This is a genomic window from Pseudomonas sp. PA1(2017) (assembly GCF_001945375.1).
GTDB lineage: Bacteria > Pseudomonadota > Gammaproteobacteria > Pseudomonadales > Pseudomonadaceae > Aquipseudomonas.
In genome coordinates, this window is the sequence record NZ_MSXU01000015.1 from 187,840 (window position 1) to 202,058 (window position 14,219).

A 14,219-nucleotide genomic window follows, 5' to 3' on the forward strand; every position below is an offset into this window, starting at 1 on the left:
ACGCATCAGGGGAAATCCACCGAGCGCCGTCAGTCAGGCATCCCACTCCCGACTCTGAAAAGGATGTCCTGATGCCCCACTCCTCCCTGCGCAACCTGCTGGCCGTCGTCAGCGTCGCGCTGGTGGCGCCTGCATTGGCCGCGCCGGTCGAGCTCAACCTGCCGGCCCAGCCACTGAGCGTGTCCCTGCGCCAACTGGGCGAAGCCGCTGGCCTGAGCATCGCGGCAGACAGCAGCCTGACCGGCCACCTGCAGGCGCCCGCCGTGAATGGCACGCTGGAGCCAACGGTGGCGCTGCAACGGCTGCTGGCCGGCAGCGGCCTGAGTTACCAGCACGCTGGCAACACCCTGATCATCACCCGTGACGACCTCGGCAGCTCGCTGCAACTGGACGCCACCAGCATCACCGGCACGGGCCTGGGCGACACCACCGACGGCACCGGTTCCTACACCACCGGCTCGACCAGCACGGCGACCAAGCTGCCGCTGACACTGCGCGAAACGCCACAGTCGGTAAGTGTGATCAGTCGCCAGCGCCTCGATGACCAGAACCTCACGCAGCTCACCGACGCGGTGCGCCAGGCGCCGGGGCTGAGCCTGCATCAGGGCGGCAACAGCGGCTCGGACAGCAGCCCGATCTACTCCCGCGGCTTCGAGGTGGAGAACTACCAGATCGATGGCGTGCAACTGCTCAACAGCAGCTATGCCTCGATCTTCCAGAGCAGTGACCTGGCGATCTACGACCGTATCGAAGTGATCCGCGGTGCCACCGGTTTGACCAATGGCGTCGGCACGCCCGGCGCGACCATCAACCTGGTGCGCAAACGCCCCACCAGCGAATGGAAAAGCAGCATCGGCCTGAAGGCCGGCTCCTGGGACAACAATTCGATCGAACTGGACAGCGGCGGCCCGCTCAACGAAAGCGGTACCGTACGAGCGCGTATGGTCGCCGCCTACCGCGACGCCGGCTCGCATATCGACCGCCTCAACGAGCGCCACAAGGTGCTCTACGGCATCGTCGAGGCCGATCTGACGCCGGATACGCTGCTCAGCGTAGGGGCCGACGTGCAGCACCACGACGCCAACAATCACGCGCGCCTCGGCCTGCCGCTCTTTTACAGCGATGGCTCGCGTACCGACTGGTCTCGATCGGATTCGGCCGCCACCGCCTGGGGCTACTCCGAGCGGCACTACACCAACGGTTTCGCCTCCCTGGAACACCAGTTGAACGAGAACTGGAAAGCCATGGCCACCTTCAACCGCGGGCGTTACGACTACGACGAGGTGATCGGCCATGCGTCGGCCTGGTCCTATCCGGATCGGCAAACGGGCAGCGGTGGAGAGACCTACGGCGGACGCTGGGCGGCTACACCGGTACAGGACAGCCTCGACCTCAATCTGAGCGGCGCCTTCGAGGCCTTCGGCCAGCGCCATGACCTGATCATCGGCCACGCACGTCAGCAAACCCACTACAAGGCGGATAACTACCGGCTCTGGTACATGGGCTCGATCCCCAGCTATTACGGGTGGGACGGCAAGACACCAGCCAAGCCGGACTTCGAAGTGACCGGGCGCACCGATTACAACGAGCGCCAGGAATCCACCTACGGCAGCGTTCGCCTGCGTGCTACCGACAAGCTCTCGCTGATTCTCGGTGGCCGGGTCACCGACTGGCAGAGCGTGCAGAAGACCGATAACTACAATGCCACTGACGAGACCAGCAGGCGGACAGAAACTGGTGTGTTCACGCCCTTCGCCGGCCTGGTCTACGACCTCGACGATACCTGGTCGGTCTACACCAGCTACACCAGCATCTTCAAACCGCAGAATCGGCGTACGGCGAGCGGGGCGTTCATCGACCCACTGGAAGGCAAAGGCTACGAGGCCGGCATCAAGGCCGGGTTCTTCGAAGACCGCCTGAATTTCTCCACGGCGATCTACCAGATCGAGCAGGACAATCTTGCCGTCGCCATAGACGGGCAGACGGCCCCCAATGGTGACCAGGCCTACCGCGCCGAATCCGGCACCAAGACCCGCGGTTTCGAGGTGGAGTTGACCGGCGAGCTGCTACCGAACTGGCAACTGAGCACCAGCTTCTCTCGCAATATCGTGCAGGACTCCGACGGCCGCGCGCTCAACACCAACATCCCGCAGAACACCGCCAAGCTGTTTACCAGCTACCTGCTGGAAAACATCGGCAACGGCCTGACCCTGGGCGGCGGAGTGAACTGGCAGAACGCGGCCTATACGGACGGCTCCGGCCCGAACGGCGTGCGCTTCACTCAGGACAGCTATGCCGTCGTGGACCTGATGGCCCGTTACCCCATCACCGAACAGCTCAGCGCGACGCTCAACGTCAACAACCTGCTCGACAAGGAGTACTACACCGGCACGTCCACGGCCTACTACGGCACACCGCGCAACGCGACGCTGGGGCTGCGGTTGACGTTCTAGTTGGCACGAGCCCGAGGACAGCAGTCCTCGGGCGTCACGATTCGTCGCGATGAGCAGGAGTTAGAAATCCAGGGTGGCCGATACCTTGAGCGTACGTGGCTCGCCCTGGGTCAGGTAGCCACCGTTGGTGGATGCCCAGTAGTCCTTGCCTGCCACGTTTTCCACGCCAGCACGCAGCGTCACGCCACGCTGCTCGACCTTGAAGGCGTAGCGGGCGCCAAGATCGACACGCGTCCAGGCCGGGATGCTGTAGTTATTGGCAGAATCGTAGAACTGCCCGCCGGTGCGCAGCAGCAAGCCGTTGAGCGCGAGACCGGGAACTCCCGGAACGTCCCAATCCGCGCTCAGGTTGAACTGAAACTCGGGCACGCCGACAGCGCGGTTACCCTCTGTGCCACTGACGCCACCGCTCAACTCAGAATCGATCCAGGTACCTCCGGCCAGTAAACGCAGGCCTGGCATCGGCTCACCAAACACGCTCAATTCAACGCCCTGGTTACGCTGTTGTGCGTCCACCCGGTAGTTGCCATCGCCACCCAATACGCCCTGCGGCAACTCGATGCGATAGACACCGAGGCTTCCACCGTAGAGGCCCCAGTCCAACTTAATGCCAGCCTCGGTCTGCTTGGCTCGATAGGGTGCGAACACCTCATTGCGATTATTGGCAGTAGACGGCGCCGTCTGCCCTTGCTGCAGCGACTCGATGCGGTTGGCATAGAGCGAGAGGTATTCGGTTGGTTTCACCACTACGCCATAGGCCGGCGTGGTGATGCTTTCCTGATAGTTGGCTGTACGTGACCGATCAACCGCGCTCCAGGCATCCGAGCCGATCGACTGTCGGCGAGCGCCCAGCGTCAACAGCACACGGTCATCGAGAAAGCCCAGTGTTTCGGAGACTGCCAGGCTACGGTTCTGCACCTTGGCCGTGGTCTTCGGATCATGGATGTCACCTGCACGGGTGGTGGCAACCGGCTCGGCTACATCGACCGGATCATAGAGGTTACCGAAACGCCGGCTGCCTGCAGCCGTGGACTCGTAGGCATTTCTCTTTTCCGTCCACAGGCCGTTTACTGCCAGGTTGAGCTGGTGGCTCACGGAGCCCGTATTGAAGCTGCCGCGCAGCCCAGCCAGCGCACTGAGATTCTCCTGATCGAGCGGCGAATACAGCCGTCCGACACGCGCCGACCCATCGAGCGCATTCACGTAGGTTGATCCATAAATGCCATTCTCGCGGGTGTACTTGCCGCCGGCTGCCATGTACGCCGTCCAGTGATCACTGAGGTCGTACTCGGCATTGAGCATCCCGTAGGTATCTTCCAGCTGTGACCAGCTCCAGGGCTGTGCATAGTTACTCTTGGAGTCCGGGGCCTTGGGCGTTTTGCCGCCAAGCCTGCTGGTCAACGTCGTATCCAGATACACCGGAGAACGCCCTTCGTTGACCCGTTGTTTCTGGTAGCCGAAATCGGTCGAGACCCGCAGCCTGTCACCGCGGTAGTCGAGGCCGACCGCCGCCAGAGTGAAGTGTTTGCTTTCGTCGTCGATGGCGCTCTCGCCATCCCGCTTGGCCAGGTTGACGCGAATGCCAAAACGATTGTCCTCGCCGAAACGCTGGCCAAGGTCGATGTGCGTACCGACCCGGCTGTCGCTGCCGTAGTCCACGGTCACGCTTCGGGTCGGTGTGTCCTCGGCATGTTTGGACACGACATTGATCGCCCCACCGATGCCGCTCCCTCCGGGCGCAAAGCCATTGAGAAAGGCATTGGCGCCCTTGAACACTTCGACCCGCTCGACGGACTCGGCCGAAATGATCTGCCGCGGCAGGATGCCGTACAGGCCGTTGAAGGCGATATCGTCGCTATACAGCTGGAAACCGCGAATCACGAACACTTGCGAAAAGTTGCCGAAGCCGTAGGACTGTCGCACAGCCGAATCGCTGTTGAGGACGTCACCCAGGCTCTGCGCCTGGCGATTCTTGATCAGGTCGGAGGTATAGCTGCTGAAGCTGAACGGCACATCCTGCATATCCTGGTTACCCAGCATGCCGATCCGCGCGCCGCGGGCGACCTGGCCACCGGCGTACTCGACTGGCAGATCCAGGCGTCCATCGGCCTGGCCGCTGACGGTGGTGGCGTCGAGTTGCAGCGAGCCGGCGTCACTGCTCAGCGGCACCAGGCTGACCGTGCCGTCGGCGCCGATCAGATAACTCAGGCCGCTGCCCTGCAACAGCCGCTGCAGGCCCTCGTCCACCGAGTAGTCGCCCTTGAGAGCTGGCGCCTGACGATCGCCGGGGGTCAGGCTGGCATCGTAGAGCAGGCGCACGTTGGCCTGCTCGGCGAAGTCGGTCAGCGCCGCGTCGAGCGGCTGGGCTGGAAGGTCGAACTCCAGGGCCGAGGCGCTGGTGGCGGCGAGCAGCAGGTGGGCGGTGGCGATGGCTTGCCAGAGAGGAGTACGCGTCAGGCGCATGCTGAATTTCCTGTGTTCTGCATAAGGTCATGCGAAGAAGTCGCATTTGCAGAGAGGAAGACGAAGCACCCGCACATTTCTGAACCGCAACCACGATTATTTTCCAGCGCGCGCCAGTGCCGCGAATTACGCGGCGGCGGCTCAGGCCCGGCTGACCAGCAATAATCCGGGCAGGCGCACCAGGCGTACCGGGAGAGCACTCTCGATGGCGCGCAGCACGGCCTGCGGGTCGTCATGGGCGAACACGCCGGTAACCTTGAGCTCGCGCACGCTGTCATCGAGAAAGATCACCCGCTGGCGCTGGCTGCGCTCCAGCGCGGCGAACACCTCGCTCAGCGGCTGGGCGCGGAACACCAGCTTGCCCCGCTGCCAGGCCAACTGCTGACGGGCATCCAGTGGCTGCACCGCCTGCAGATGATCGCCGCTCCAGCGCACCTGCTGGTTGGCGCCTACCGGCAGCGGCTGATCCTTTGCATCGCTGGCCTGTACCTGCCCCTCGGTCACGGCCAACACCACATCGCGGCCATCGTAGTCGACATCGAAACGCGTGCCGGTGACCCGAATGCGCGCCGGCCCCGCCTCGACGATGAACGGCCGGCTGGCGTCCTTGGCGACCTGCAAATCCACCTCGCCGCGGTACAGGCGTACTTCCCGTCGTCCTTTGCCGAGCGTCCAGTCCAGCGCCGTGGCGCCATTGAGGGTGAGGATCGAACCATCGTCCAGTTCCAGGGTGCGTACTTCGCCGGGCGCCGTCGCCACGTCGGCGTACCAGCCGAGCCAGGCGCCCTGGGGTAGCCACAGGGCCAGCAGCAACAGCGCGGCACTGGCCATCGGTACGCTCCAGCGCAGCGCGCGGCGTCGGCGCGCCGGCCGCCGGGCTGGCGCGGCAACGGGCTGCACGGTCGCAGGCTGCTGCACCTGGCCCAGCAATGCCCAAAGCCGATCAACGTCGCGGGCAGCCTGCTCGTGAGCCGGCGAGCGTTCGCGCCAGGCTTTGGCAGCCAGGTGATCGGCCACCGTGGCGCGCCCGGAATGCAGCAGTACCTGCCATTCCCTGGCCTGGGCGAGAAGCGAAGCGTCGGCGGTCACGGCATCCAATCCATTTTCTGCTGGCAGTGTTCGAGGGCCTTGAGGATATAGCGCCCGGCCATGCTTTCGGAAACTCCGAGGCGCTGGCCGATCTCCTTTTGCGTCAGGCCGTCGAGGCGATTCCACAGCAGCGCCTGGCGCAGGTGGGGCGGCAAGTCCTCAAGGATACCCTGCAGCCGGCCGAGCTGCTGCCCGTCACCCACGATCTGTTCGGGGCCGGGCTGCTCGCAAGCGAGCTCCACCGGGACGTCTTCCTGCACGGGCCGCGCCTGCTGCTGGCGCAGGTGATCGATGATCAGGTTGCGGGCGATGCGATACAGAAAGGCCCGCAGGTTGCCCACTTCGTCACTGCCACGGCGCTGGAAGCGCAGCCAGGTTTCCTGGCGCAGGTCGGCCGCCAACTCGCTGCACTTGACCTGCCGCGTGAAGAAACGCAGCAGCTCGCCGGCATGGCGCTGGAACTGGCCGTCTTGGGCATCGCTGTCGCGGGGCGGGCGCACTCGGGGGATCTCGTGCCGGGAAAGGGTTGCGAACATATATCCGCTGCGAACAATTTTCAATGCGATGCGACGGGCAGCCTTCTACCGCAGTCACGCGCCTGGAATCGGTAACGCCCTTATACTGCGCAGCCTGCAGGGAGTGACCCATGTTCCGTGATGCCTGGCGCCATGCGCCAACCCACCGCAAGGTCTGGGCGCTGGCGGCGCCGATGATCCTTTCCAACCTGTCCGTACCCCTGGTGGCGCTGGTCGATACCGCGGTGGTCGGCCACCTGCCCCACGCCCATCAATTGGGCGCCGTGGCGGTGGGCAGCAGCCTGTACATCCTGATCGTCGGGGTGCTGGGTTTTCTGCGCATGGGCACCACCGGCTTCGCTGCCCAGGCCTGCGGGCGCGGCGATGGCGGTGCGCTGCGCCAGGTGCTGGTGCAGGGCCTGCTGCTCGCCGCCCTGCTGGCACTCTTGCTCGGCGCACTGGCGGTTCCCTTCAGCGGCCTGGCGCTGGGCCTGATGAACCCATCCGCCGAGCTCGACGGCCTGACCCGGGATTTCCTGCATACGCGGCTGCTCGGCCTGCCCGCAGCACTGGCCAACTACGCGCTGATCGGCTGGCTGCTCGGCGCCCAGAACGCCCGCGCACCACTGGTGATGCTGCTGGTCACCAACCTGCTGAACATCGTGCTGTCGCTGTGGTTCGTGCTCGGGCTGCACTGGGAAGTGGTCGGCGCCGCCCGCGCTGCGGTGCTGGCCGAATGGGGCGGTTTGCTGGTCGGCCTGACGCTGGCGCGGCGCGCCCTGCGTCGCCACCCGGGCAACACCCGTTGGGCGGCGATGGCCCAGTGGCAGAGCTGGCGCGCGCTGCTGGCGGTGAACCGCGATATCTTCCTGCGCTCGCTGGCGCTGCAGGCGGTGTTCCTGCTGATCACCATCCAGGGCGCGCGGCTGGGCGACGCCACGGTGGCGGCCAACGCTCTGCTGCTCAACGGCCTGTTGATCACCGCCTATGCACTGGATGGCCTGGCCCATGCGGTCGAGGCGCTGTGCGGCCATGCCATCGGCGCACGGGATCGCCTGGCCCTCAAGCGCAGCCTCATCGTCGCCGGTATCTGGTCGCTGCTGGCCAGCCTGGTGTTCGCCGTGGCATTCGCCGTCGGCGGCCACCTGTTCGTCAACCTGCAAACGGATATCGCCGCGGTGCGCGAGACCGCCGGCCACTATCTGCCGTATCTTGCCCTGCTGCCATTGTTCGCGGTGTGGAGCTACCTGCTCGACGGGCTGTTTATCGGCGCCACCCGCGCCCGCGAAATGCGCAACGCGATGCTCGTGGCCCTGGCCATCGGCCTGCCGATCGCCCTGGCGCTGCAGGGGTTCGGCAACCATGGTTTGTGGATAGCCTTTCTGGCCTTCATGGCCTTGCGCGGCCTGGCCCTTGGCGTGCTGGCTTGGCGGTTGGCGCAGCGTGATCAGTGGCTGGCGGCGCCGGGCAGTTAACAGGAGATTGACCTGCACTGGGGCGCTTAGCACCTGAGCGATAAGATGACCGGTTCAGCCGTCAGCCCGGCACGCCATCGGCGCCCAAGAGCGAGCGCACCAGCGCCGTCCAGTACTGCACGCCCAGTGGCAGCAAGGCGTCGTTGAAGTCGTAGCGCGGGTTATGCAGCGACGCGCTGTCCTGCCCGTTACCCAGCCAGATGTAGGCACCGGCGCACGCCTGGGACATGAACGAAAAGTCTTCCGAGGCCATGCTCGGCGGCAGGTCGCGGTGCACCCGGCCGCTGCCCAGTACGCCTTCCAGCACAGCCGCGCACCGAGCCGCATGGGCCGGGTGATTGACGGTCGCCGGGTAACTGACACGGTAGTCCAGCTCGGCGCTCAGGCCGTGCAAGGTGGCCACCGAGGCGATCACGTCGCGCAGCCGTTGCTCGATCGTGGCACGCTGGCCCATGTCGAAACAGCGCAGGGTACCGCGCAGTTGCACCTGCTCGGGCATCACGTTGTAGGTGTCGCCGGCATGGAAGCTGGTGACGCTGAGCACCGCGGGCTGGTGCGCCTGGTTCTCCCGTGCGATCAGCGCCGGCAGCTGGGTCACCAGTTGGCAGCCGGCCAGCAGCGTGTCCTTGCCCAGATGGGGCATGGCGGCATGGCAACCCTGGCCACGCAGGGTCAGGGTGAAGATGTCGAACGCCGCCATCACTGGCCCCGCATGCACGGCTGCCTCGCCGACCGGCAAGCCCGGCCAGTTGTGCAAGGCGTATACGGCCTGTAGCGGATAGCGCTGGAACAGGCCGGCCTCGATCATCGCCCGCGCGCCGCCCTCGTTTTCCTCGGCCGGCTGGAAGATGAAGTGGACGCGCCCGGCGAAATCCGCCTGCGCGGCCAACGCCTGGGCCGCCCCCAGCAGCATGGTGGTGTGTCCGTCGTGGCCACAGGCGTGCATGCGGCCGGGGTGGCTGGAAGCATGGGCGAAAGCGTTGAGCTCCTCCACGTGGAGGGCATCCATGTCGGCGCGCAGGCCGATGGCCGGGCCCTCGCCACGTGTGCCCTGCAGCGTGGCCACCACGCCGGTACCGGCAATGCCGGTCTCGACGCTCAGGCCCCACTGGCGCAGCAGTTCGGCGACCCGGGAACTGGTGCGATGTTCTTCGAAGGCGGTTTCCGGATGGCGGTGAAAGTCGTGCCGCCAGCTTTGCAGTTGCCCGGTATCCAGCGTATCGATAGTGCTCATGATCGTCCTCTCTCCTGGCATCACAGGTAACCGAAGGCCGTCGCCGGCTCCTTGTCGGTTTCCACCCACACGCTCTTGATCTGGGTGTATTCGCGCAGCGCATCGACGCCACTGGAGCGACCGTAGCCGCTGTGCTTATAACCACCGAACGGCGACGCCACGTTGATCGTCTTGTAGCCGTTGATCCAAAAAGTCCCGGCGCGCACGGCATTGGCCAAGCGGTGGGCGCGGCCAACGTCGCGCGTCCACACGGCCCCCGCCAGGCCGAACGGAGTGTCGTTGGCGATGGCGATGGCTTGCTCCTCGTCGTCGAAGGGAATCACCGCGACCACCGGCCCGAACACTTCAGTGCGTGCGATGCTCATGTCGTTGCGCACATCAGCCAGCACGGTGGGATGCACGAAGTAGCCCTGTCCGGCCTGGGGTGGCGTGCCCACCAGCCGCGCGCCCTCGCGTTGCGCCTGCTCGATCAGCTCGCGCACCTGTTGATACTGGGCCTGGTTGCAGATAGGGCCGATCTCGGTGCCGTCGCTCTCGGGATCACCGACGCGGATGCGCGCGGCGCCAGCGGCGAAGCGCTCGACGAAGGCGTCATGGATGCTGCGCTCCACCAGCAGGCGCGAGCCAGCCACGCAACTCTGCCCGGCCCCGGCGAAGATCGCCGCCTGAGCACCGAGCACGGCACGGTCTAGATCGGCATCCGCGAAGACGATATTTGCCGACTTGCCGCCCAGCTCCAGTACGCACGGTACCAAATGACGTGCCGCCGCCTCGGCGACCTTGGCGCCGGTCGGCACCGAGCCGACGAAGACCAGCTTGTCGATCTGCCCGGTAGCCAGGGCAGCCGGCACCATACTGTGACCGTAACCGGCCAGCACGTTGATGACGCCCGTCGGGATGCCGGCCTCTTCGGCGAGTCGCGCCAGTGCTAGCGAGGTGAACGGCGTCAGCTCGGAGGGTTTGAGCACAACCGCGTTACCCATGGCGATGGCCGGAGCAATCTGCCAGCCGGCGGTAAACAACGGCGCATTCCAGGGGGTGACCTGCAGCACCACACCTATGGGCTCACGCCGCGTGTAATTGAGGTGCGAGGTCGGTACCGGGATGACCTCGCCATGCAGCTTGTCGGTCCAGCCGGCGTAATACTCGAACATTTCCGCCACTTTCATGGCCTCGCCGCGGCAGTCACGGATCGGTTTGCCAGAGCTGACCGACTCCAGGCGCGCCAGCTGTTCGGCGCTGGCGCGAACACGCTGGCCGACCGCGAACATCAGGCGCCCGCGCTGGGCGTGAGTCATCGCCCACCAGCGTGCCTGCCCGTCACGGGCAGCGGTCACGGCGGCTTCGGCAGCCTCGGCACCACCGTCGGCATAGGTCAGGCTGTCCTGACCGCTAGCGGCTTGCTTGAGGGCGATGGGCTGCGCACTACCAGCGTGCAGGTGCCCGGCGATGTAGGATCCCACCGACTGCCCTTCGGTGAAGAACACCCCAAAAGCCTCGGTGATTTTCTGCTCGGCGCTGTTCATCGCTGTTCCTCGTAGTTGACGATGCAATTGAAGTCGTCGGCATCGGCGATCGCCGGCGACGATGTTTGCCAGAGGCGCAACGCCTCCTCGGCCAGCGGCACGCCGGCGCCGGATCGGGCGATCAGGTCGGCCGCCAGGCGCAGGTCCTTGCGCATCAGCTTCATGGTGAACCCCGAATCAAAGGCGTCGTTGAGTATCCAGGTGGGGTAGTTCACTTCTGTCACGCCGCTGCGGCCCGAACCGGCGTTGATGCCCTTGAGGATTTCCTCGGGCTCCAGACCGGCTCCACGGGCGATGCGCATGGCCTCGCCAGCGGCAAGCAGGTGCATGCCGCACAGCAGGTTATTGAGCAGTTTGGCCGAATGCCCGGCGCCCACCTCACCGACCCGCACGCGTTTGCCGGTCAGCGCATCGAGCACCGGCGAGAGCTGTGCCAGCACCGCTTCATCGCCGCCCAACAGCATGGTCATGGTGCCGCCATGGGCCGCCTTAGGCCCACCACTGACGGGGCCGTCGACCAGCGTCATCACGCTGTTCACCAGCGCCTCGGCAATGCGCCGCGTGCTGGTCGGATCGGCGGTGGAGGTGTCGAGCAGGATGGTCGGCTGGCGAACGTGGGCGACGATTCCCTCCTCGCCCAGCACCACACGTTCGATGATGTCGGACGTCGGCAGCGACAGCACGATCACCTGCGCCTGCGCCACCAACTCGGCCAGCGAATCGAACAGCGTGACGCCCTTGCCGGCCAGCCTCTCGCGGGCGGCCTGTGACGGGTCGAAGCCGCTGACGGAGAAACCGGCGCGCTGCAGGCTCAGCGCCATGCCGGCGCCCATGTTGCCCAGGCCGATGACGGCAACGCGCTGAATGTCTGGAAATGCTTGGTTCATGATCTCTCCTGGTTTAAAGCGTATGCACGAAGAACTGCGCGATGAACGCGGCGCCGAGGAACACGCCGGCATTGGCGAGCAGCGACACGACCACGATGCGCCAGCCCAGACGGCGGAATGCAGGCAGGTCCTTGGCCAGCGACAGGCCGGCGAAGGTCAGCATCGGTGTAATCAATGCCAGGAAGCTCACCTTGCCGGTCAGTTCGCTGACCACGCCGGCCAACGGGAAACCAGGAAAGGTCATGCCCATGGCCACCAGCGATACCCAGCACACGGCTGGAATCTTGCGGCCCAGACCGCGGTAGACGAGATCACCGATGATCACTGCGCCGATCATCAGCGCCACACCCGGAAGGGCCTCCAGAATCGGTACACCGAAACCGACCCAATTGCCCAACAGCACCATGGCCCCGACTACGGCCCAGGCGAGCAGACGCTCCAGCCACTTGAGATCGGGCACACTCATGCCGGCGGCGGCACGCTCCATCTCGCTCGGGGCCGTGGCGACTTCACCGCTATGCCGGCGCCCCAGCACTGGTTCCAGCACGCGGTAGGCCCAGACAGCGAACGGCAGGGAGACGAACAACGTCAGGTAGGTGCCCAGCGTCGTGGCAATCAGATTGCTGGCAGCGGCGAAAGCCGCCACGTCCTTGGCCATCTCGGGCGTCTGTTGCGCGGCGATGGCGCCCACTGCGGCGGCCGTCATGCTGCCCGACCCAACCCCGGCGCCCATGGCCAGGGCCAGGGGATGGAACACATTGAGGCTGGTGACGAAGCCGGCGAAGATCGAGATGAAGATGGCGCCGATCAGCGTGCCGGTCACGTACTCGGCGAGTACGCCACGGCCCTCGGCCGAATCCATGCCGAACTTCTCGCCAATAATCGCCAGGCCCGGTTCACGGCCGATGGAAAAAGTCGCACCGACGGCTTCGCGCTTGATGCCCAGCAGCAATGCCACCGGCATGCCCAGCAGCACGCAACCGAACAGATTGCCGAACTCCTGGAGCAGCAAGGCCCCAGCCCGCTTCGGCCAACTTCGGTAAGGCCCCGCCGACCAGCAGCCCCAGCTTAGCGATGAAGATCAGCAGCGCCGGCTGCAAAATGGCGGACGCCTGGAACTGCATGGGCAGATCGACACGGGCGACGCCAGGCAAGCGGCTATGCCAGATCCCCAATGCCAAGCCCATGAGCAACGCCCATATCATCGGCAAAAGAACCACCTTGCCAATACCGAGTGGGATAGACAGTGGCCCGAGCGCTTCCGCGATCAGAACAATGACGATAGCCAGCACATACAGCCGCAACTGACTGACGTTTTGCTGCGAACAAGCAGAAATAGGAGGCATAGGCGTTCCCCTTGACGCGCCAGCGCATGGGCACTGGCCAAGTGATCGAAATGGCAGGAATTGAATTGTTCAATCGCATTTATTGTTGTCATGCAGAGCGAACCTTTCGGCCAGGCCTGCATGCGGCGTCGCGGTATCCCGGCAACGCTTGAGCGGAATTTAGCAACGATGAAATATCGCATTTGATGTATTTTGTTCTGTTTTTTAGAACACAGAGCGAAGGCTGTCCCTCGCCGTCTGCGGCTTGACCAGAGTTTTTCAGCGGCCGCTCGCCCGGTAACCAGGTGGAGGAATAATCCATGCAGTCCTTTCACGAACAGCGGCTGATCTACCTCTACGAGGCGGTGAAGTGCGGCACCATTCGCGCCGCAGCCGAGAAGATGGCCATTGCGCCTTCGGCAGTCAGCCGGCAGATTGCGTTACTTGAGGAGGAATTGAGCGTTGCTCTGCTCGAGCGAAATCGAAGGGGAATCGTGCCCACGCCTGCGGGGCTTCTGCTGATCGACTACGCACGGCAACAACAGGCCCACCGCTCCGATATGCTGTCGAAGATCGACCTCATGCGCGGCCTGCGTAGTGGGTCGGTTTCGGTGGTCACCGGAGAAGGTTTCGTACAGGACCTGGTGCGCGGGCCACTGAGGCGATTTCGTCAGCAGTATCCGGAAATCACGGTGTCGGTGGATATTACCGGCACCACCGAAATCCTGCGGCGCATCAGCGAAGACGATGCCGAATTGGGGCTCGTCTACAACGCCCCTGCGGACTCACGCATTGTCACGCGCGGCGCTTGCGTACAGCCGATGTGCGCCGTCGTCGGCAACAGCCACGCGCTACGCAACGCTCCCCATTTGCAATTCGAGGAGCTGACTCGCTGGCCAGTTGCACTGATGAATGGAAGCTACGGGATTCGTCAGCTACTGGGCCATGTGGAATATTCACGGAAAGTTCGCCTCGATGCAGTCCTGACCACCAATCAGATTTCCGTGCTCAAGGCCTTCGTCGCCACAGGCCAAGGCATCACGCTGCTTCCCCCCTTCTCGATATCCCACGAGCTTTCACTGGGGGAGCTGCATGCCATACCCATTCTCGACGACACCCTGAAAAGTGCCGAAGCTCACCTGATCACCCGCGCGGGCCGTCATCTGTCTCCGGCTGCAAATCAATTCGTTGCGTTCTGCTTGCGCGATATGACGGCGTTTCGCCCACCCGCAGCAGACGCGCCCCAGTGAAA

The 14,219-nt window shown here is 64.7% G+C and carries 9 protein-coding genes and 1 pseudogene; 3 read left to right on the plus strand and 7 right to left on the minus strand.

The genetic code is table 11. From position 1 onward, the window contains the following. Positions 1–71: 71 nt before the first annotated feature. A complete protein-coding gene (locus BVH01_RS24870) occupies positions 72–2,453 on the plus strand; it encodes a TonB-dependent siderophore receptor (protein ID WP_083659518.1) in 2,382 nt (793 codons plus the stop codon). 60 nt (positions 2,454–2,513) lie between these two features. Here BVH01_RS24870 and BVH01_RS21525 read toward each other — a convergent pair whose 3' ends face one another. The 3 genes from BVH01_RS21525 to BVH01_RS21535 form a co-directional block, all read right to left on the minus strand. Next, positions 2,514–4,916, minus strand: coding sequence for a TonB-dependent receptor (locus tag BVH01_RS21525; protein WP_075932285.1), 2,403 nt, complete (start codon positions 4,914–4,916; stop codon positions 2,514–2,516). Between the two features lie 141 nt (positions 4,917–5,057). After that, positions 5,058–6,005, minus strand: a complete 948-nt coding sequence (locus tag BVH01_RS21530; protein WP_083659519.1) for a FecR domain-containing protein — start codon at positions 6,003–6,005, stop codon at positions 5,058–5,060. Beyond that, complete coding sequence (locus BVH01_RS21535) at positions 6,002–6,505, minus strand: RNA polymerase sigma factor (protein WP_256562819.1); 504 nt, start codon at positions 6,503–6,505, stop codon at positions 6,002–6,004. Before BVH01_RS21535 ends, BVH01_RS21530 begins: the two co-directional genes overlap by 4 nt. Before the next feature lie 146 nt (positions 6,506–6,651). On the opposite strand from BVH01_RS21535, the gene BVH01_RS21540 reads away from it, so the two are divergent. Continuing rightward, positions 6,652–7,995 (plus strand): MATE family efflux transporter, encoded by a 1,344-nt coding sequence (locus tag BVH01_RS21540; protein ID WP_075932287.1) that lies wholly within the window; start codon positions 6,652–6,654, stop codon positions 7,993–7,995. A gap of 61 nt (positions 7,996–8,056) precedes the next feature. Here the strand turns inward: BVH01_RS21540 and BVH01_RS21545 are convergent, their stop codons facing one another. The 4 genes and pseudogenes from BVH01_RS21545 to BVH01_RS21560 form a co-directional block, all read right to left on the minus strand. Then, complete coding sequence (locus BVH01_RS21545) at positions 8,057–9,229, minus strand: M20 aminoacylase family protein (protein WP_139317889.1); 1,173 nt, start codon at positions 9,227–9,229, stop codon at positions 8,057–8,059. 20 nt (positions 9,230–9,249) lie between these two features. Continuing rightward, complete coding sequence (locus tag BVH01_RS21550) at positions 9,250–10,755, minus strand: aldehyde dehydrogenase family protein (protein WP_075932288.1); 1,506 nt, start codon at positions 10,753–10,755, stop codon at positions 9,250–9,252. Continuing rightward, on the minus strand, positions 10,752–11,642 hold the full coding sequence (locus BVH01_RS21555; protein ID WP_218189122.1) for an NAD(P)-dependent oxidoreductase: 891 nt from the start codon (positions 11,640–11,642) through the stop codon (positions 10,752–10,754). The genes BVH01_RS21550 and BVH01_RS21555 overlap by 4 nt, the downstream gene beginning before the upstream one ends. Positions 11,643–11,655: 13 nt before the next feature. Continuing rightward, positions 11,656–12,988, minus strand: a pseudogene (locus BVH01_RS21560) (DUF3100 domain-containing protein). Between the two features lie 299 nt (positions 12,989–13,287). Here BVH01_RS21560 and BVH01_RS21565 point away from each other — a divergent pair. After that, positions 13,288–14,217 carry a LysR family transcriptional regulator gene (locus BVH01_RS21565; protein ID WP_075932289.1) on the plus strand — a complete coding sequence of 310 codons (930 nt, stop codon included), beginning with the start codon at positions 13,288–13,290 and terminating at the stop codon, positions 14,215–14,217. Positions 14,218–14,219 lie beyond the last annotated feature (2 nt).

What these genes read in the sequence shown, in the direction of transcription:
- BVH01_RS24870 (WP_083659518.1), top strand. Translation starts at nt 72, where the DNA reads ATGCCCCACTCCTCCCTGCGCAACCTGCTGGCCGTCGTCAGCGTCGCG.
- BVH01_RS21525 (WP_075932285.1), bottom strand. Translation starts at nt 4,916, where the DNA reads ATGCGCCTGACGCGTACTCCTCTCTGGCAAGCCATCGCCACCGCCCAC.
- BVH01_RS21540 (WP_075932287.1), top strand. Translation starts at nt 6,652, where the DNA reads ATGTTCCGTGATGCCTGGCGCCATGCGCCAACCCACCGCAAGGTCTGG.
- BVH01_RS21545 (WP_139317889.1), bottom strand. Translation starts at nt 9,229, where the DNA reads ATGAGCACTATCGATACGCTGGATACCGGGCAACTGCAAAGCTGGCGG.
- BVH01_RS21550 (WP_075932288.1), bottom strand. Translation starts at nt 10,755, where the DNA reads ATGAACAGCGCCGAGCAGAAAATCACCGAGGCTTTTGGGGTGTTCTTC.
- BVH01_RS21555 (WP_218189122.1), bottom strand. Translation starts at nt 11,642, where the DNA reads ATGAACCAAGCATTTCCAGACATTCAGCGCGTTGCCGTCATCGGCCTG.
- BVH01_RS21565 (WP_075932289.1), top strand. Translation starts at nt 13,288, where the DNA reads ATGCAGTCCTTTCACGAACAGCGGCTGATCTACCTCTACGAGGCGGTG.